The sequence below is a fragment of the Serratia sp. CoH_134_PS_4 genome (assembly GCF_058190535.1).
In genome coordinates this window covers 23,210-43,238 of record NZ_JBXWKI010000003.1, presented here as the reverse complement: position 1 = coordinate 43,238, position 20,029 = coordinate 23,210, and the positions used below count along the sequence as shown (strand labels likewise).

Below are 20,029 nucleotides of genomic sequence, written 5' to 3'. Positions count from 1 at the left end.
GAGCCTTGTCTTCTCAGCAACGCTTTATTCGACAAGCAATAGCTTGTAGAGCGATGGATTGTCTTCAACCATATCGGCAAGCGTGTGGCTGTCCAGCTCTTCAAGGAAATTCTGTACGCCCTGTTGCAGCACCTGCTTCAGGCGGCAGGCAGGGGTTATGTGGCAAAAGTCACTGTTGCAGTTAACCAGCGAGAGCGGTTCTAGCGCCCTTACCACGTCGCCAAGGCGAATGGTTTCGGCCGGTTTGCCCAAACGGATGCCACCGTTCTTACCGCGCACCGCGGTCACAAACCCAACCCTGCTTAACTGATTGATGATCTTTACCATGTGGTTTCTGGACACGCCGTAGACCTCGGTGACTTCCGAGATACTGGTCATTTTGTCCGGTGGCAGCGAGGCCATGTAGATCAACGCCCGCAGGCCATAATCAGTAAAACTTGTTAACTGCACATCTACCTCTGGGTGTCATTTTACCCGTCTGATACGCCGATTTTCGGCATTATTCAAAAGATTACTTATTGGATAATAAACCAGCCGGAGAGTTCGCCGCTAATTATTTAGCGCATGTCAGGCTCTGGGGCAGGTTATGAAGGGATTTTTTGATGTGAAACCGCAACTGAGGAGAATAATGATAAAAATAAACCGGGACATGCCCGGTTTATCTTATTGCCAGATTATGCGTCGAACGGGTCGCGCAGAATCATGGTTTCGCTACGGTCAGGGCCAGTAGAGATAATGTCTACGGGTACGCCGGTCAGCTCTTCAATACGCTTGATGTAGTCCAGCGCCGCCTGTGGCAGTTTGCTGTATTCCTTCACACCAAAGGTGGTGTCGCTCCAGCCCGGCATGCTTTCGTAGATGGGTTCGATACCTTCCCAACCTTCAGCCGCCAGCGGAGTGGTGGTCATTTCGCGGCCATCTGGCATGCGATAGCCCACACAGATTTTCACTTCTTTCAGGCCATCCAGCACGTCCAACTTGGTCAGACAGAAGCCGGACAGGGAGTTGATCTGCACTGAGCGACGAACAGCTACGGCGTCCAACCAGCCAGTACGACGACGACGGCCAGTGGTGGCGCCGAACTCGTTACCTTGTTTGCACAGGTATTCGCCGGTTTCATCGAACAGTTCAGTTGGGAATGGACCTGCACCCACGCGAGTGGAGTAGGCTTTAACGATACCCAGCACGTAATCTACGTAACGCGGACCAATACCAGAACCGGTAGCAACACCGCCAGCAGTGGTGTTAGAGGAGGTCACGTACGGGTAGGTACCGTGGTCAATATCCAACAAGGTGCCTTGTGCGCCTTCGAACATGATCAGATCGCCACGCTTGCGCGCGCCGTCCAGCAGTTCAGAAACGTCAACAACCATTGCAGTCAGAATATCAGCGATAGACAGCACATAGTCCAGCGTTGCCTGATAATCAACGGCTTCAACTTTGTAATAGTTGACCAACTGGAAGTTATGATAATCAACAATTTCCTTCAGCTTAACAGCGAAGGTTTCTTTGTTGAACAAGTCGCTAACGCGCAGACCGCGGCGAGCCACTTTATCTTCGTAAGCCGGGCCAATGCCACGACCGGTGGTACCGATAGCTTTCGCACCACGCGCTTTCTCACGCGCGTTATCCAGCGCAACGTGGTAAGGCAAGATCAGTGGACAAGCTTCGGACAGTAACAGACGTTCACGTACCGGGATGCCACGCGCTTCGAGTTCACCCATTTCTTTCATCAAAGCGTCTGGCGCCAGAACTACACCGTTGCCGATGATGCTGGTCACGTTTTCACGCAGAATGCCTGAAGGAATTAAATGAAGGACGGTTTTTTCACCGTTAATGACCAGAGTATGGCCAGCGTTGTGACCACCTTGATAGCGCACTACATATTGAGCCCGTTCGGTCAGCAGGTCTACGACCTTGCCCTTACCTTCGTCACCCCATTGAGTGCCCAGTACGACGACGTTCTTACCCATTTTAAAAATCACCGGTTGCTTAAAAATGGATTCTACCACCGTAATTCGTGAGTTTCAGCACTTTTAGCGCTGAGTTGCGTATTTTTTAGGCTAAACTTTAAACCCCCGTGCGACTACGCAACATGTAGTAGATCACACAGCCCGCAACCACTATTCCGCCGCCAAATCGCCGTAACGTAGAGTCAGGTAACTGGGTCATTGCCAGTATCATTTTACGCCAGGCTTGCGGAAACAGCATCGGCCCCAGGCCTTCCAGCACCAAAACCAGCCCTAACGCCAGCCAGATCGTTGAATTCATCAGACACTCCCAAAAAGAAAGGGCCCGCGTTTAAACGGGCCCTCGATCATTAACCTGTCGCGGTTACTTACGCGTGGAATCAGGCGACTTCATGTAGCGGAAGAAGTCGCTGTCCGGGCTCAGTACCATCACGTCCTGGTTATTGCTGCTGAAGCTGGTTTCATACGCACGCAGGCTACGGATAAAGGCGTAGAAGTCCGGGTCCTGGCTGAATGCGTTAGCAAACAGTTTGGCCGCTTCGGCATCGCCGTCACCACGAGTGATACGGGCTGTACGTTCGGCTTCTGCCAAAGTACGAGTTACTTCGTAGTCTGCAGTTGCACGCAACTTCTCAGCTTCTTCCTGACCCTGTGAACGGTGACGACGCGCGACAGCTTCACGCTCTGCACGCATACGCTGATAGATTGCGTCAGACACTTCTGCCGGCAGGTTAATCTGCTTAATACGTACGTCGATAACTTCGATACCCAGTGCCGCCATGCTGTTCGGGTTAACCTTCGGCAAGTTGCCAGTGGTTTCCTTTTCAACACGCGCCGCTGCAGAAGCGATAGCATCATCGGCTTCAGTAGTCGCAACTTCTTGGTCATCACCCACGGTACCGGTGTTCAATGCATCACGGACGTCGGACATCAGCTTACCGCGCGAGTCGGTCACGATGTCTTTCACATCCAGACGACCAATCTCGGAACGCAGACGGTCACTGAACTTACGTTTCAGCAAAACTTCGGCTTGTGAAACATCACCACCGCCGGTTGCCAGGTAGTAACGGCTGAAATCACTGATGCGCCATTTCAGATAAGAATCGACAATCAGGTCTTTCTTCTCGCTGGTCACAAAGCGGTCTGCCTGGTTGTCCATAGTCTGGATACGTGCATCCAGCGTTTTCACTGATTCAATAAACGGAATCTTGAAGTGCAAACCCGGTGCATACACCAGCGGTTTGTTGTCGCTGTCACGCAATACCTTGCCGAAACGCAACACAATGCCACGCTGGCCTTCCTGAACCACGAACAGAGAGGCGTATAACGCCACCAGCACCGCGAGGACGATAACTATAAAAGACTTACGCATTGATTACTCTCTCCCTACGCGAGTGGTGTCGTCACGCTGCGCATTCGCCCGGCGCTGGTCCATGACCGAGCCGCTGCTTGTACGCTGGCTGCTAGAGCTGGCGCCACTGTTGACAGACGGAGCGGGGTTGAGACGAATCAGGCTGGTGTCTTTATTGCCGTCAGCCGCCGCGCCAGTTTGACCGCGCAGCATTTGATCCAGCGGCAGCACCATCAGATTGTTGCCTTTGTCATTCACCAATACTTTACGGGTATGGCTCAGGACTTTTTCCATGGTTTCGATATACAAACGCTCGCGGGTAATCTGCGGTGCGGACTTATATTCCGGTAACAGCTTGGCAAAGCGTGCAACCTCACCCTGAGCTTCCAGGACGGTACGGTCTTTATACGCTTTGGCATCTTCCAGCAAACGCTGCGCCTGGCCGTTCGCACGTGGCTGAACTTCGTTGGCGTAAGCTTCTGCTTCACGGATGTACTGCTGCTCGTTTTCACGTGCGGCAATCGCATCATCAAATGCGGCTTTCACCTCTTCCGGCGGACGAGCAGCCTGGAAGTTAACGTCCAGCAGTGTGATACCCATGTTGTACGGACGAATAGTCTCTTCCAGTACGCGTTGCGTATCGCTACGTACGATAGTACGGCCTTCGGTCAGGATCTTGTCCATGGTGTACTTGCCGATAACGCCACGCAGGGCGCTGTCAGTCGCCTGGCTCAGGCTGTCGTCAGCATTCGTCACGCTAAACAGATACGCTTCCGGGTTGGTCACGCGATACTGTACGTTCATTTCTACACGTACCACGTTCTCATCAGAAGTCAGCATCACGCCTGAGGCTGCCAGTTCACGCACTGACTCCACGTTGACCGGACGCACTTCATCGATAAAGGTTGGCTTCCAGTTCAGACCCGGCTGTACCAGGTGGCTGAACTTGCCAAAACGGGTGACAACACCACGCTCGGCTTCTTTGATGGTGTAGAAGCCGCTAGCGGCCCAAATCACCACGACTGCAACTGCAGCAATGCCGATAATACGACCACTAAAGCCCGGACCAGAAGTGCCGGTACCACCGTTGTTATTGCTGTTGGAGCCTTTGCCTCCGCCCAAACCGCTCAATTTCTTGCTCAGCTTGCGGAAGATATCGTCCAAATCAGGTGGCCCTTGATCACGACCGCCTTTGTTATTACCGCCAGAGTTGCCGCCATTGTTATTGCTGCTCCCCCACGGGTCGCGGTCCTGTCCGTTATTACCGGGCTGATTCCACGCCATGTTTTAGCTCCATATTCTGTGATTGGGTACTTCAGGCTTACGCTTAGTTACAGCAGGCTATCTTACTTGCCCGTTTTCGCTTGGGCAGTGCTCAGAATCCTCACGTACTTGGTGTACGCTCTGGTTCCTGCGCGCTGGCCACCCAAAACTGGCTGAGCCGATAACGCCTGCGGACCGAGTGCTCAAATGTAACAGGATATGATCATACTATAAAGTTAATCAGTTCCTGTTCCTGTTTGCAGAGGCGACGCCATTCGACGATAGGCATACGCACCACCACGCCAATACTGCCGTCTTCTTCGTTCCACTCTTTTTCAATTGCCTGAAGCTGGTAAAAACGGCTACGAAGACGGCCTGCCTCTGGCGGTAAGCGCAGCTCATAATGCGCAATTTCCCCCGATAAGCGCTCCGTCAACGCCTGATACAGCAACGGGATACCTTCACCGCTGGCGGCGGACAGCCACACCCGGATCGGTAAGTTTTCATCGTTGCGGTCGATACGCGGGACAAAATCATCCAGCATATCTATTTTGTTCATCACGAGCAGTGTAGGGATCTCATCCGAGTCAATCTCAGCCAACACGGTATTTACCGCTTCAATGTTTTCATCGACGCGGGTATCCGCGGCGTCTATGACATGTAACAGCAAAGATGCCTGACGCGTTTCTTGCAGCGTTGCCTTAAAGGCCGCCACCAAATCATGCGGCAGGTGTCGGATAAACCCTACGGTATCCGCCAACACGGTATCGCCCACATCGGCGACGTCAATACGCCGCAGAGTCGGATCCAGGGTGGCAAATAGTTGGTCTGCCGCATACACATCAGCAGACGTTATTCGGTTAAACAGGGTTGATTTGCCGGCGTTGGTATATCCCACCAACGAAACGGTTGGCACATCAGCACGGGTACGCGCACGTCGGCCCTGTTCACGCTGCTTAGCTACGCGCTCAAGGCGGCGTAAAATTAAGCTAATGCGATCGCGTAACAGACGACGGTCGGTCTCTAACTGGGTTTCCCCTGGCCCGCGCAGGCCAATCCCCCCTTTTTGACGCTCAAGGTGCGTCCAGCCACGGACCAAACGCGTAGCAATGTGACGCAACTGCGCCAGCTCTACCTGCAGCTTACCTTCATGGGTACGGGCACGCTGGGCAAAGATGTCTAGAATCAACCCGGTGCGATCGATCACCCGGCATTCGCACAGGCGTTCAAGATTTCTCTCTTGCGCTGCGGAAAGGGAGTGATCAAACAGGACAACAGATGCGCCACTGGCTTTTACCGCATCTGCAATTTCTTCGGCCTTTCCTTCACCGACAAAGTACTTGGGATGCGGGGCTTTGCGGCTACCAGTCACCACTTGCAAAGCTTCGACACCGGCAGAGGACACCAGGGACTCGAACTCACTGAGATCTTCCGTATCTTTGTCTTGCGAGAAATAGATATGAACCAGGACGGCCTGCTCACCGGCTTCATAACGGTCAAACAAGCGTGCAACCTCTCAAACGGGAACCCGTGAGTTTGGGGGACATAAACAGCCCATGGCTGCTTATGCTCCCCGTCATGGTTGACTCGCAACGCGCTTTATTCAGCGTCATCGCTTTCCTGCTGCGGCTGTTGCGGCGCAGACGGGTTGTTACCATGGTGATAGTTACTGGTGCCGCCGCTCGGAGTATTGCTATGGTGCGAAACCGGACGTGACGGGACAACGGTAGAGATAGCGTGCTTATAAACCATCTGGCTCACCGTGTTTTTCAACAGGATGACAAACTGGTCAAAAGACTCAATCTGGCCTTGCAGCTTAATACCATTCACCAAATAAATAGAAACCGGAACACGTTCACGACGCAATGCGTTCAGGAACGGATCTTGCAAAGATTGCCCCTTAGCCATTCTATCTTTTCCTTATTTGCTTGTTGTTTTTAACTAAGAACCTGTCGGCTCTAAAATAAACGACCTAAAAAATTTGCGCGCTGAATACTCATCAATTGTACACAATCACTCAACCTATGCACTAACAACCTGTATTACCGAGTCCAAAGCCTCTCCCGGCTTCTCGCTGTCCAGCCAATGTACCGAGTTCCAGCCTCGTAACCAGGTCATTTGGCGCTTGGCCAACTGACGCGTTGCGCAAATACCACGATAAACCATCTCATCGTAACTAATCTCGCCAGATAAATATGACCACATCTGGCGATAACCGACACAGCGAATGGAAGGCAAATCCGTATGCAAATCACCCCGTGCAAAAAGTGCACGCGCTTCCGTCTCAAAACCCGCCACCAACATTTGATGGTACCGCAGCTCAATGCGTTGATGGATCAACTCACGGCTGGTCGGTGCTATCGCAAATTGGTGAACATGATACGGCAACGATTCACCCGAAATTTTAGTCAGTTCCGTTAAAGTTTTACCCGAAATAAAAAAAACTTCCAGTGCTCTGGACAGTCTCTGCGGATCATTCGGATGAATTCTCAATGCCGCAACGGGGTCAATCTCTTGTAACTGACGGTGTAAAGCGTCCCACCCCAACTCTGCTGCCTGCTGTTCGATGCGTTCACGCACCGCAGGATCCGCTGAGGGTAACGGCGATAATCCTTCCAACAGTGCTTTGAAATAAAGCATGGTGCCACCCACCAGCAGCGGGATACGCCCGGCAGCGGTAATTTCAGCCATCTCTTTCAACGCATCAGCGCGAAAATCCGCTGCAGAATAGGCTTCAACGGGATCGCGAATATCAATCAACCGATGTGGCGCCTGCGCCAATTCCTCAGCGCTCGGTTTGGCAGTGCCGATATCCATGCCGCGATAAATCAGGGCGGAATCCACGCTGATCAATTCCACAGGCAGGCGTTCGCGCAGCGCGATCGCCAACGCGGTTTTGCCCGAGGCGGTCGGCCCCATAATAAAAATAGCCGGGGGACGTGGTGTCATTTCAGTTTCAATCATGCCTAAGGGCTGCCAGTGCAGCCTGTAAATCAACAGGTTGTAAAAGTCCGCTCGGTGGTGATTTGACCAGCTGCGGGCAAAGTCGTTCAACGTCGGTCAGTAATTGTATCGCTTGCGAGGTGTTCCATTGTTCATGCTCACTGCCTAAGTGGCGAGCAAACCACGTGGCCAACACCGCGGGCGACATCTCCTGATGCTCGGCCAAGTAGCCTAACAGTTCGGGTATCAGTTTTTGTAAATTTTGTTGGCGTAATGGTAAAGGTACTGCGCGCAGCGTCACACGCCCATGCTCAGACTGCAGGTCCAACCCCATTTTGACGAACAACGGCTGATGATGCACGCAAGCGGCCACCTCGTTTTTGCTCAGCGTCAGCTTGATAGGAATCAACAGCGGTTGCGGCCGTAACCCCTCTTCTGACGGGTTAAGCTGCGCCTGGCGCAACCAACGTTCAGCCACCGACAAATTAAGCAACATCAGTTGCTGACGGTTTTCAATCAACGCATAGCAGGGGGGGTGGATCATCAACACACGCCCAAAACTATGTTGGCTACCGGCCAGCGGCGTTTCCTGCGCAATTTTAGCCGGCGGAAACAGCGGTTGCTTCTGCGTTTCTTGCTGAGGTTCAGCCGCGGTAGCCACCTGTAGCAGCTTGCCGTACAGCTCGCCTTCGCGTTTTTGATAACCACTGCCTGCATGATAGGCAGGTTGCGGAGCACGTTCACGCGCGACGGCAGGTTGCGGCTCGCGGTACGGCGCCGGTTGCGAGAAATGGTTACCCCCGGCAGCGACGCGGTTTTCAGGCTGCCAAGCTGGCGCAGGTTCCTGCTCCGGCTCATCAGCCAGCGGTAGCTGCGCATTGCCGACCTGCTGCAACACGGTGGTTACCGCCTGATAAATAAAATCATGTACCAGCCGCGCCTGATGGAACCGCACCTCATGCTTGGCCGGATGAACATTCACATCAACCTGATGGGGGTCTACCTCGAGATACAGCACGTAAGCAGGCTGCTGATCGTCTTTCAATTGATCCTGGTAGGCCTGGCGGATGGCATGGTTGATCAGACGATCGCGCATCATTCGGCTATTGACGTAGCAATACTGCATTTCGCCCAGTTGCCGAGCGCCCGCGGGGTCGGCCACCCAACCACGAATGGTCAAGTCGCCATGCTGCCATGAGATATTCAGCGCATGCTGCAAAAAGGCCGGGCCACAGATGCTGCCTAATCGACGCTCATGCTGGCTCTCGTCTTTCGCTGCGCGGTATTGGCGGATAAGTTTGCCGTTGTGGCTGAGGTTGATCGCCACATCGAAACGCGCCAGCGCAATGCGCCGCACCACTTCATCAATATGGCCGAACTCCGTTTTCTCGGTGCGCATGAATTTACGCCGCGCGGGCGTGTTGTAGAACAAGTCCAGGACTTCCAGCGTGCTACCTATCGGGTGGGCCGCTGGCTTGACCGTCACCGCCTGATCGCGACCCTCAGCGTAGGCCTGCCAGGCTTCGTGTTGTTCTGCGGTACGTGAGGTGAGCGTCAAACGCGAAACCGAGCTGATACTGGCCAGCGCTTCACCACGAAAACCGAGGCTAACAATGGCTTCTAAATCATCGAGCGTGCTGATTTTACTGGTGGCATGACGGGCCAAAGCCAACGCCAGATCGTTCTTGCCGATACCACAGCCGTTATCGCGGATACGAATCAGCTTGGCGCCCCCGCGTTCGATATCGATATCGATACGCGTCGCCCCAGCATCCAGACTGTTTTCCACCAGTTCTTTGACCACTGACGCAGGCCGTTCAACCACTTCACCGGCGGCAATCTGGTTAGCAAGTTGGGGCGGTAACACCTGGATGGGCATGCTGACTCCTGTAATATTGGCGCTAGGCCTGCGGAATGGTCAACGTCCGGTCCAGCGGCGCGACGTCCGACTTCAGTTTATTTACACGTTTCAAGTCACTGACGCTGACACCATAGCGAGTCGCAATAGATGTCAGCGTATCGCCGCGGGTCACTTTATGTTTTGACGCTTTCTTCACGCCAGGTTTAGCCTTAGCGATGGTGCTGGTCGTGACGGCGGTGTTACCCGCTGGCACTTTAAGACGCTGGCCAACCCACACGCCATCCTTCTTCAGCTTGTTCAGATCACGCAACGCCGCCATGGTGGTGCCATAACTGTCTGCGATACCGGAGAGCGTCTCTGCACGTTTCACCACGTGAATCTGTGTTTTGCCGTTAATACGGCTACCACCGGCCGAACTAACGACCGGTGTAGGCTGACTGATGACGTCTGGTGTTGAGGATTTAACCGCCGCTGCGACGTCCAGCGGTCGGTTTTCCACCTTTGGGTCGGCTTGTAGCGGGTGCGCCAGGAAATAACTGCGCAGGCCATTGTGGATCGCCTTGGCAATTTTATCCTGATATGCGCTACTGCCGAGCAGCCGCTCCTCCGTGCTATTACTGATAAATCCTGTTTCCACCAGCAATGATGGAATGTCCGGCGAACGCAGTACGCCAAGGCTGGCGTGCTCTGGACGACGCTTATGCAATGCACCCACACTCTGCAGCTGCTGCAAGACTTTAACTGCGACATCGTAACCCACACGTTGCGAGTGACCGAATTGCAGATCCAGTACCGCTTGGCTCAGATAAGGATCCGCTTGGCTGTTGGCCAGCAAATCACCCGCACCACCCAGTAATTCAGATTGTTTCTCATGCTGTTCCAGCCAGCCCGCCATCTCACTGTTGGCACGGCGGTTGGACAACACCCAAACCGAAGCCCCATTGGCACTGCGATTTGGCGCAGCGTCAGCGTGAATGGACACCAACACGTTCGCGCCCTGCTTACGGGCCACATCCGAACGCCCCATCACAGAGATGAAGTAGTCGCCATTACGCGTTAACACCGGTTTGAACTGAGGATCGGCATCCAGCAGCGCCTGAAGGCGACGTGCGATGGCGATAGTGACATTTTTCTCTTTCAGTCCGTTCGGGCCGATCGCGCCCGGATCCTGCCCGCCATGACCTGCGTCAATCGCCACCACCACGCGATCGCCAGAACCTGCGGACACTCGGCTACTGCGCGGTGTAACCTCTGATGCGGTCCCTGCAACAACGGTAGGTTTATTGGTGAAAGGATTCGAACCGCTTGGCGCTTTACGCACCGGTTCCGGCTCAGACTCCTCCACAACCACCGGTGCTTTGCGCGCCGGCTGGCTCACAACCAGCGGCGCTGGTGCAGGGGCTTTACGCGCGGTGTTGGTATTAGGACTGCCCTCTGCAGCAATAGTGAACACCACGGTATAGACACTGCCATTTTGACGAGTAGCGACTCGGGTCTTCGAGCGCTGCGTTAAATCAAACACCAAACGCACGCTCTGGGCATCTTTCGGCGTACTGGAACGAATGCTTTTCACCAGATTCTGGCCGCTAAAATTCAGCGGCAGGCCACCCACCTTACCTTTCTGATTCACATCCAAAACCACGCGATCCGGGCCGTGTAGCGGGAAAAAGGCATAGTCTGGCGGGCCAGTGAAACTCACGGAGACCGTAGCTTCTCGCTGGGCATTGGTGACTTTAATATCTGATAGTGATGATGCAGCCAGCGCACTTGCCGCACCCAAAGGCCCCAATACGGCGATCAGAGCGATTACGAATAGTTTTCTCAACGCATACGTCATTGCGGCGTCATTCCTGTGGCCCGTGAATACGGTCTAAAAGCTGGCTGCCGTAGGCGGAAACCGCCTGAATTTTTGCCTCTCGGCCTTGATCATGATAGCTGAGATGCAGCTCCAGATCTGGCTCTGGCAATACGCCCGTGCCCTGCTGTGGCCATTCCACCAGGCAAATGGCATCCTGCGCAAAATAATCGCGAATACCCATAAATTCGAGTTCTTCCGGATCGGCTAAGCGATACAGATCAAAATGGTATACCGCTAATGGCTGCAGCGCATAAGGCTCCACCAGCGTGTAGGTTGGGCTTTTAACATTGCCCTGATGGCCTAATGCCTGCAAGAAACCACGGCTGAAGGTGGTTTTACCGGCGCCCAGGTCACCGTAAAGATAAATTACGCTGGCGCGATCGCACGCCTTAGCCAAGGCGGCACCCAATGCGACAGTCGATGCCTCATCCGACAGAGGTAAAACGAGTTCTTTCATTCGATAGTTTCTATTATGCCAACTCAGGATTAACGTAATAAGGAATTTCCGGCAGCAAATCGCTTGCCAGCATTCCCCTTATTCCTTGTCTTGCCGCCACGCGATCGGCGGCTGCGCCATGCACCACACACCCGGCACAGGCAGCATCATACAGCGAGAGCTTTTGCCCTACCAAACCGCCGATTATGCCTGACAGTACATCCCCCATACCACCCGAGGCCATGCCAGCATTGCCGACGTCAGCGATTGCCATCTGGCCCTGGTCGTCTGCGATCAGCGTGCCCGCGCCTTTGAGCACAGCAACGCCGCCATAGCGTGCAACCAGATTGCGCACTGCAAGTAAGCGGTCACTCTCAATATCAGCGGTATGGCACCCCAGTAGACGTGCTGCCTCCCCAGGATGCGGGGTCATTACACGATTCTGACGCTTCTCGGGATTTAATGCCAGCAAGTTCAACGCATCCGCGTCCCATAACGCCGGTTTATCACTGGCTTGCAATACTTTCAGCGCATTCCTAGCCCATTCTCCCTGACCCAACCCTGGCCCCACGACCAGTACGTCTGCCCAATCGAGCGCCTGCTGCAGCGTATCGTCCTTCAACGGCTGTACCATCAGCTCCGGCCTGGCGGTCAACAAGGGGCCGACATGCTCTATGTGAGTAAGCACTCGCACCAACCCCGCGCCGCTGCGTAACGCCGCCTCTGACGCCATACGTATTGCGCCACCAAAACCCTGATCGCCTCCTACCACCAACAGACGCCCCTGTTCACCTTTATGCGTGCAGGGGCGGCGTGGTTTTAACCACTGAGGCAACGATTTGTCAGTAAGCCGCTGAATCTGTGCCGGTTGCTTCGCCAACCAACCAGATAATCCTAGCGTACTCTGGTGAAGTTGCCCGACCCAATTACGTGCCTGGCCTGTCAACAAGCCAGGTTTGAGGGCGATAAAAGCCATCGTGTGCATCGCGCGGATGACCGCACCGGGCGCAGCACCGCTTTCGGCCAACAGGCCTGAAGGAATATCGAGTGCGATAACCGGCGCAAGACTGCGGTTAGCGGCTTCAATCAGAGCGTCGTACGGCGCCCGCGGTGCAGTGCTCAACCCCGTACCGAGCAAACCATCGATAATCAGATCAATGCCTGCTGGCCACTGGGCGTCAGCCGGATGGATTTCACCGCCGGCGGCCAGCCAGGCTTGCCTGGCTGCATCGGCTTCCGGCGGTAATGGACGCGTCCCCTCACAGGCGATCAGGCTAACCTTGACGCCAGTTGCCGCTGCCAGCCGAGCGACAACATAGCCGTCACCACCGTTATTACCATGGCCACACAGCACCAGCCAATGGTGGGCAGCCGGGTATTGGTCGCACGCCAGAGCGTAAGCCGCTTCACCAGCGCGCTGCATGAGTTGATAGAGTGAGATACCCAGCGAAGCAGCAGCACTCGCTTCCGAGCGCCGGATCCAGTCCGCAGACCAGACAGAGTGTGATAAACTGTCAGAGTATTGTTTTTCACTGTGGCCCGTCATGACTCACCCCCTCGATCTCAATCAACTCGCCCAACATATCAAGCAATGGGGGCAATCGCTAGGATTCCAGCAGGTAGGCATCTGCGACACCGATCTCAGCGCCGAAGAACCCAAATTGCAGGCATGGCTGGACAAACAATACCACGGTGAAATGGAATGGATGGCGCGGCATGGCATGTTACGCGCCCGCCCTCATGAGCTACTGCCGGGGACATTGCGGGTGATCAGCGTACGCATGAACTACCTGCCAGCCAAAGCGGCCTTTGCCAGCACACTCCAAAATCCTAACCTGGGTTACATCAGCCGCTATGCGCTGGGCCGTGACTACCACAAACTCCTGCGCCAACGGCTCAAAAAGCTCGGCGATCAGATCCAGGCCTATTGCGGTGAACTTAATTTCCGCCCCTTTGTCGATTCCGCACCGGTAATGGAACGCGCCCTGGCCTCCAAGGCCGGGATTGGCTGGGTTGGTAAACACTCACTTATTTTGAATCGCGAGGCAGGCTCCTGGTTTTTTCTCGGTGAACTGCTTATCGACTTGCCGTTACCGGTGGATGAACCACAGCAGGAGCAATGTGGCCGTTGCGTTGCCTGCATCACCACTTGCCCAACGGGGGCCATCGTCGCCCCTTATACCGTCGATGCACGGCGCTGTATCTCCTACCTGACTATCGAACTGGAAGGGGCTATTCCGGAAGAATTCCGTCCATTATTGGGCAACCGCATTTACGGCTGTGACGATTGCCAGCTAATTTGCCCCTGGAACCGCTTCTCGCAACTCACCGACGAAGATGATTTCAGCCCACGCGCGGCCCTGCATGCACCACAACTTATCGATCTGTTTGGTTGGACGGAAGAAAAATTCCTGCGCATCACCGAAGGTTCCGCCATTCGGCGAATCGGCCATTTGCGCTGGCTGCGTAATATCGCCGTCGCGCTGGGCAATGCCCCTTATCAGGATACCGTCGTGATGGCATTACGTTCCCGCTTAGAACAGGACGCCATGCTAGACGAACATATCCATTGGGCGATTGAACAACAATTGGCACGACGTGAGGCGCAAGGTGTAGACGTGCAAACAACGCAGAAAAAACGATTGGTACGTGCTGTGGAAAAAGGATTACCGAGGGATGCTTAAAAGCTTCCATGCTTATCAGAGAGTCACTCTGTGGATTTGTGTATAAAAATAAAAATGCTTTGTCTTTCAACTGCAACAAAAAGAGCAAGTGATCGGCATAACGTTTTCCGATAAATAAATATACTTACGAATCAATCAGATAAATATTTCATTTGTGTGGCGTTGATTTTTTGAACTGAGGGTATTATGTACGCTACCTGTGGATAAGTCTGTTCACAACATTTCGACAGGATATGTATAACGAGGCAAAGAACCGCGCCAGCAAAGGCGTTGAACTGAGATAAACCGAAGAGAAAATTGGAGCGGGAAACGAGACTCGAACTCGCGACCCCGACCTTGGCAAGGTCGTGCTCTACCAACTGAGCTATTCCCGCGTCGCATGGGTACTGCTTAATACTCTTTTTATTCATCACACCGCTTACGCAGCATTGTTGAATAGACAATAGGAGATAAATTGCATTATTTATCCCTATCTTATTGATTTTTATGGGCTTTTTTGGCGACACTCAATCAATGGACTGCATTATGGACTAGTCATCGCGCCTTGGCAACCCCCCACATAGCGAAAAAATGCAAATTAGAGGGCGTTTGCTCAATTTGCAATCGAAGGTACCACAAGCTGACAATTTCTCAACATCTGCTGGAACGGCAGAATGATCGTGCCAGGCTGGCACGATCATTCTCATCTTAGCTAAAAATGATAACGTGCGTTCAGCATCCCGCCATATCCCTGCTGACCGTTGTTACCCGCTTGCCCAAACACATGCCCAGAAACTTGAAGCTTCTGTCCAACGTCCCCTGCGGCACCAAGCTTCATCTCTAGCATGCTGCGTGCCAATGAGGCATCCAACACGGAGCTTCCCATCTGCACAGATGCCTTTTCGCCATAATGCAGTAGGTTGGTTTCCAAAAACGGCCGAATGCCCGTTTCACGCTGCGGGTAAATGCGTAAACCGGTACGTGCAAACCAGGGATTATTCACATGACTCCTCATGCGCGTACCTTGCAGCACCGCATCCGAGGCACGGTAATCACTGTAGACAAACTGGGCATTTGGTTCCATCACCAGCCCCTCCAAGGCCGAGCCGGCGGCGAATGACGTCATCGCATAACCCGCTTCCAACGAGGCAGACCACACATTCGAATGATAATCGACCCTCCCAAGCTCGCTGCCAATGTGGTTAGCATAGCGGCCATATTGCAACCAGGCGTCGGCATACCCCCCTTGACGCGTTGCTTCGTTTTCAAAAACGGTGGCATACATCCCTACCGCATACCCCGACATTTTCCCTTTTGCTTTCGCCTGTGCACGGGTGCCTTTGCCTGGCAATACAAGAGTGGAAACCGAATCCGTTCGCGCTGTACCGTACCCACTCATGATTCCCACGTGGGCCGTACCCTTGTTCAGCACCGAGATCTGAAGCACGTCCCCACCCAGTTGCAGGAGAGTACTGTCTGATTTCATATCGACCCGCCCCTCCGACATACTCATCCCTTTATCATGTCGGCCCTGAGTACGAAGCCATAGCCCACGTTCGTCTGGCACACTATTCCCTTCTGCGGAAATAGGCAGACGATCGCGCAGGTTATGAATAAACAGTCTGGTTCCAGCGAGTTGGTTGCCGATGTAAGCGCCGCTTTCCGGCGAAACATTACTCACGCTTGGGGCCACCGGGGGCGGCACAATTTCCTCTGGTGGCACTACTGTCGGCGGCTGTATGACCGGAGGTTCAACCGTTGGGGGTGTCACAGGCGGCTCTACCGTAGGGGGGACTACCGGTGGCTCCACCGTTGGGGGGATTACCGGGGGTTCAACGGGCGGCGTATAAGTCGAGGTCAGGTACCAGTCATCCGGCACACCCTGATTCCCACCGCGAACCAGACTGTAATCGTAACCATTGAGGGCCAGAGTGGCCGTTCCCGCGCGATAGCCCGTTGAGGCAGCATCAAGTCTAAAGGCATCCACACCCGTTGTACCGCCGTTAAGTGTTTCTACCAGGCGAATTCCACGCTGGGTATACCCGCCGGTGCCACCAGCGTTGATAACGCGCAACGCGGTTTTACCTTCAGCCGTTCCGCCATCAATGACCAGGCGATCTGTCAGCGAATTATCATCACCGAGCCACGTATTTAACACTAGGGTCCCATTTCCCCGGTAGTGGTTAACTGTCACCGTTTTAAAACCGCTGTTGTCCGTTGGGGCCAGGAAGGCAACGGTGCCGTCATTTTCTAACGCCCCCAGCAATGAGCTATTTCGCACATACCAATAGCTGTCATTATCCAGCGCAAAACGGTTGACCAAGCCTTTCTCACGTTGGTTCACGGCCCCTACCAACTGGGAACCCTTGGCCAATAAAAGGTTTGCGGAACCGCTATCTATCAGAATATCGCCCGTCAGTTGGCTATTCTTCGCGTCCAACAGAATCGTGCCTGTTTCAATCTCTTTCGCTACCCCACCGGAGGTAATGTTAGCCGATTTTGAATACAGCAATATGCCCTGTTCTTCGGCCCCTTCAGTTCTTGCCGTGACGTTGGTGCTATCCAGGATAAACCGATGGTTGCCTCCGTTAGCAAACAAACCGACACCATCCTGCGTATCGATCCGCGAGCCGTTTGTAACAGAGACTTCATTGCTGAAGTCAGCGGAAGTCGCGTAGCTCCAAATACCCTGTGATTTCGCCCCCGTCGACGTTAATTGGACATTATTCAGACTGACCGTTGGGCTGTTGCTGATAAACAAGCCAGCGGCAGACGCACCCGACGTGGTTATTGCTGAATTAAGTGCTGTAAGAGTCGCACCGCTTCCGGTGGCGTAAAGAGCATGGGAATTGTCACCGTAGGTATTGATAACCACATCTTCAAGACCGATTGTCGATCCGGCAAAGCGCGCCAAGGCCCCCACAGCACCGGAGCCAGACGTCTCAATTTTTACATTTTTGGCCGTGGTTGCTGCCAGATTCTTGGCTTCAGCCGCGACATAAAGCGCATGACCGCTGTTGCCCTCTGTCGCCAAGATACCCTCATCCAACAAGACCTTTCCTGCACGGTTATCTATGCCGACATAGAGGGTGCGAATATCGAAGCGACTTGCCGTCAGGCTAGTGCCCGCAGAGGGCAGCCACGCACCGGAGGTATAAGGGTCTGGTGCTCTGATTTGCACGTTCTCCATGACAACGCGCGCATTTTGCGAATTGATATTGAGGCCATAACTGAACTCTCCTCCCGCAACCAATTTGGCATTGCGAAGATAAACCACAGGCGAGGTTCCGTTATAAAGAGACATCAGCCGGATCGCATCGCCTTTGGCGGTTAGCGTGCCGCCATTCATGTCAAAGGCACCACTTCGCACGATCACTGCAGGCCCATTGACAGAAAGCACATCCGTGTCCTTTAAGGTTATCAACGCGTTTGTGCCCTCTGCATATACAGCGGCGTTAGCGCTACCTTTAACGGTTATTGTTGAATTATCCAGCCGAATAGAAGCCCCTGGCCCGGCAAATGCCCCTTTTCCCGCAGCCATGATGGTCACGTTTTTTGCAGTAATGCTGGCTTTTGCGTCTTTCGCATGCAGACCATCACTGTTGGTACCCGCCGTAGTGATAGTCCCACCATTCAGTATGATTTTCCCGCCCGCCTGAGCCATCGCGCCATGCGAGCTTGTCCCTTCTGTAGAAAGCGTCACCCCGGTACCGGCAATGCTGCTACCTGTATCTCTCGCGTACAGTGCATGGGTTTTAGAACCTGTACCAATGGTCTCAACGGTACTGTTGCTCAAGAACACAACACCGCCGTACCGCGTCAGCACGGCTGGCGTGTCGCCAGTGTCCGTGCCGTCTGCACGAATGGAGATATCCTCGCCAGTGAAGCTATTACCGACCTGAGAGACCAAAATGGCGGGCCCCCTGCCAATGTGATTCACCCTATCGCCAGGCGCCAGAATAATTTGGGTGTTGCCACTGGGATCATCCACGACAATTTGCCCGTATTCTTCCGCAAAGCTGGATCCAGAACTGAACAGCGCCAGCATAACGACACTGTAACGGAAAGGAGCCCGTTTATAGGGCCGATGTAAAGCAGGTGTAACCCCCGCAGTTACGTTTTTGCTAAGTCCTGAAGTCAATTCAGATACGGCTTGATATACCCGCAAAGCCGAATTAAATACGATACGAAATACGTGATTCATTATAATTTGCTCCAGCCTTTATGGCCGCTGGCAGCAATTCAAAAACAATATACTTGCTGCACATCGGGCCAAAAAGTCGTCCGACAAAATCCATTTCATGACGCTCCGTGTGCCTGGCGCCTACGAAGCCTGGGTTGGGCATGCAATCCCCTGGTACATTGGCGGAGGCCCGGCAATATCTACGTGCACATATTTACCGATACCCTATTGCCTGCATTATTCGCACTAAAAATAACACACGGCATTTAACTTAAAGAAATTAAAGTTTCCCAAAAAATGAAAATTCAGAAAAACCTTTAATACATTGAATATAAATAATAAAAATTATTTATATATTGTAATTTTAGTATATTAATTTCTTATTAATTGGGCCTAAATGAGAAAGCACACCCCATTCTGTCGAAACAGAGATCGGGTGAGTATGACGTTGAAGCAGGGGGGCTTTGGGGAATACAAATATTGGGAGCAAGGAGTGACCCACTTGCATTGACCAGGAAAACGCGTGGTCAGGAAATACAAAAACGAAAAAAGGGGCAAAAGCCCCTTTCTTCGTCATCTGCAGAATGCTCTGCAGCGTATAATTTTGGAGCGGGAAACGAGACTCGAACTCGCGACCCCGACCTTGGCAAGGTCGTGCTCTACCAACTGAGCTATTCCCGCCCGGCGTATCGATGTCGGAACTAAACGAAATTCTTCATCGGTACGGGGTGCGCATTATACGAGAAATCCTTTTGGCCGCAAGCCCCTAAAAGCAAAAAAACACGATTTTTGTTTGATTGCTGATTAAATCGGCTGATTGAACAATTAAGCGGCGCAGCCGAGCACTTTTGGAATACGGCCCCTGTCGAGGGCCCCACATCCATTACAACTGAATGAAATGCTCACGGTAATAGGCCAACTCGCCCACCGACTCACGGATGTCATCCATTGCCTGATGCGTCCCCTGCTTTTTAAAACCGCTCAGGATTTCCGGCTTCCAACGACGAGCCAACTCTTTTAGCGTACTGACATCCAGATAGCGGTAATGGAAGTAGGCTTCCAGCTCTGGCATATAACGGAACAGGAAGCGACGGTCCTGACCAACACTGTTGCCACAAATCGGTGATTTACCGGCAGGAACCCACTGCTGCAAAAAGGCAATGGTCGCCAGTTCAGCGGCATGGTCGTCGAACTGGCTGGCCTTCACACGCTCCACCAGCCCACTGCCGGTATGCGTGCGCACGTTCCAGTCATCCATAAGCCCCAGTTGTTCATCTGATTGATGTACGGCGATTACCGGGCCTTCTGCAAGGATGTTCAAATTGGCGTCAGTGACCAATGTGGCGATCTCGATAATGCGATCGCGTTCAGGATCCAACCCAGTCATTTCCAGATCGATCCAAATCAGGTTATTTTCGTTTCCTGTCATGATATTTCCTGCGTAAAAGCCAAAAGATAAACAAACTGTGGACAAGGCGGCGACCGACGCTGGCTGTTTGCT

General features: G+C 53.4%; 15 protein-coding genes, 2 tRNA genes and 1 pseudogene. 1 reads left to right on the top strand and 17 read right to left on the bottom strand.

Annotated elements, in window-relative coordinates; genetic code table 11:
• Window positions 1-24 precede the first annotated feature (24 nt).
• The 12 genes from nsrR to nnr all read right to left on the bottom strand — a co-directional run bounded on the left by nsrR (window position 25) and on the right by nnr (window position 13,228).
• Window positions 25-450, bottom strand: coding sequence for a nitric oxide-sensing transcriptional repressor NsrR (gene nsrR / locus AC2FCQ_RS07160; RefSeq protein WP_061807511.1), 426 nt, complete (start codon window positions 448-450; stop codon window positions 25-27).
• Window positions 451-674: 224 nt separating this feature from the next.
• The gene (locus AC2FCQ_RS07155; RefSeq protein ID WP_209634285.1) at window positions 675-1,973 is read right to left on the bottom strand and encodes an adenylosuccinate synthase; all 1,299 of its coding nucleotides are present in this window, start codon (window positions 1,971-1,973) and stop codon (window positions 675-677) included.
• Between the two features lie 97 nt (window positions 1,974-2,070).
• Window positions 2,071-2,271, bottom strand: coding sequence for a DUF2065 domain-containing protein (locus AC2FCQ_RS07150; protein WP_020824909.1), 201 nt, complete (start codon window positions 2,269-2,271; stop codon window positions 2,071-2,073).
• Window positions 2,272-2,334: 63 nt separating this feature from the next.
• Window positions 2,335-3,342 (bottom strand): protease modulator HflC, encoded by a 1,008-nt coding sequence (gene hflC, locus AC2FCQ_RS07145; protein WP_037426474.1) that lies wholly within the window; start codon window positions 3,340-3,342, stop codon window positions 2,335-2,337.
• Window positions 3,343-3,345: 3 nt separating this feature from the next.
• Window positions 3,346-4,605: an FtsH protease activity modulator HflK gene (gene hflK, locus AC2FCQ_RS07140; protein WP_209634284.1), complete on the bottom strand. Its 1,260-nt coding sequence runs from the start codon at window positions 4,603-4,605 to the stop codon at window positions 3,346-3,348.
• A 202-nt stretch (window positions 4,606-4,807) separates the two neighbouring features.
• Entirely contained in the window at window positions 4,808-6,088 is a 1,281-nt protein-coding gene (hflX, locus tag AC2FCQ_RS07135) for a ribosome rescue GTPase HflX (RefSeq protein WP_037426478.1), read from the bottom strand.
• 95 nt (window positions 6,089-6,183) lie between these two features.
• Window positions 6,184-6,492 (bottom strand): RNA chaperone Hfq, encoded by a 309-nt coding sequence (hfq, locus tag AC2FCQ_RS07130; RefSeq protein WP_012004894.1) that lies wholly within the window; start codon window positions 6,490-6,492, stop codon window positions 6,184-6,186.
• 114 nt (window positions 6,493-6,606) lie between these two features.
• Window positions 6,607-7,548 (bottom strand): tRNA (adenosine(37)-N6)-dimethylallyltransferase MiaA, encoded by a 942-nt coding sequence (gene miaA, locus AC2FCQ_RS07125; protein ID WP_490307953.1) that lies wholly within the window; start codon window positions 7,546-7,548, stop codon window positions 6,607-6,609.
• Complete coding sequence (gene mutL / locus AC2FCQ_RS07120) at window positions 7,541-9,406, bottom strand: DNA mismatch repair endonuclease MutL (protein ID WP_490307952.1); 1,866 nt, start codon at window positions 9,404-9,406, stop codon at window positions 7,541-7,543. Before mutL ends, miaA begins: the two co-directional genes overlap by 8 nt.
• A gap of 22 nt (window positions 9,407-9,428) precedes the next feature.
• Complete coding sequence (amiB, locus tag AC2FCQ_RS07115) at window positions 9,429-11,225, bottom strand: N-acetylmuramoyl-L-alanine amidase AmiB (RefSeq protein ID WP_490307951.1); 1,797 nt, start codon at window positions 11,223-11,225, stop codon at window positions 9,429-9,431.
• Between the two features lie 7 nt (window positions 11,226-11,232).
• Complete coding sequence (gene tsaE / locus AC2FCQ_RS07110; RefSeq protein ID WP_490307950.1) at window positions 11,233-11,703, bottom strand: tRNA (adenosine(37)-N6)-threonylcarbamoyltransferase complex ATPase subunit type 1 TsaE; 471 nt, start codon at window positions 11,701-11,703, stop codon at window positions 11,233-11,235.
• 13 nt (window positions 11,704-11,716) lie between these two features.
• Complete coding sequence (nnr, locus tag AC2FCQ_RS07105) at window positions 11,717-13,228, bottom strand: bifunctional ADP-dependent NAD(P)H-hydrate dehydratase/NAD(P)H-hydrate epimerase (protein WP_490307949.1); 1,512 nt, start codon at window positions 13,226-13,228, stop codon at window positions 11,717-11,719.
• Here nnr and queG point away from each other — a divergent pair.
• Window positions 13,227-14,366 carry a tRNA epoxyqueuosine(34) reductase QueG gene (gene queG, locus AC2FCQ_RS07100; protein WP_209634279.1) on the top strand — a complete coding sequence of 380 codons (1,140 nt, stop codon included), beginning with the start codon at window positions 13,227-13,229 and terminating at the stop codon, window positions 14,364-14,366. The genes nnr and queG overlap by 2 nt on opposite strands.
• Window positions 14,367-14,664: 298 nt before the next feature.
• Here queG and AC2FCQ_RS07095 read toward each other — a convergent pair.
• The 5 genes and pseudogenes from AC2FCQ_RS07095 to orn all read right to left on the bottom strand — a co-directional run bounded on the left by AC2FCQ_RS07095 (window position 14,665) and on the right by orn (window position 19,957).
• A tRNA-Gly gene (locus AC2FCQ_RS07095) sits at window positions 14,665-14,740 on the bottom strand.
• 317 nt (window positions 14,741-15,057) lie between these two features.
• Window positions 15,058-18,393, bottom strand: a complete 3,336-nt coding sequence (locus AC2FCQ_RS07090; protein ID WP_490308036.1) for an autotransporter family protein — start codon at window positions 18,391-18,393, stop codon at window positions 15,058-15,060.
• 75 nt (window positions 18,394-18,468) lie between these two features.
• Window positions 18,469-18,549: pseudogene (locus AC2FCQ_RS07085) on the bottom strand (ESPR-type extended signal peptide-containing protein); the annotation flags it as partial.
• A 584-nt stretch (window positions 18,550-19,133) separates the two neighbouring features.
• A tRNA-Gly gene (locus AC2FCQ_RS07080) sits at window positions 19,134-19,209 on the bottom strand.
• 202 nt (window positions 19,210-19,411) lie between these two features.
• Window positions 19,412-19,957, bottom strand: coding sequence for an oligoribonuclease (gene orn / locus AC2FCQ_RS07075; protein ID WP_061807516.1), 546 nt, complete (start codon window positions 19,955-19,957; stop codon window positions 19,412-19,414).
• Between the last annotated feature and the right edge of the window lie 72 nt (window positions 19,958-20,029).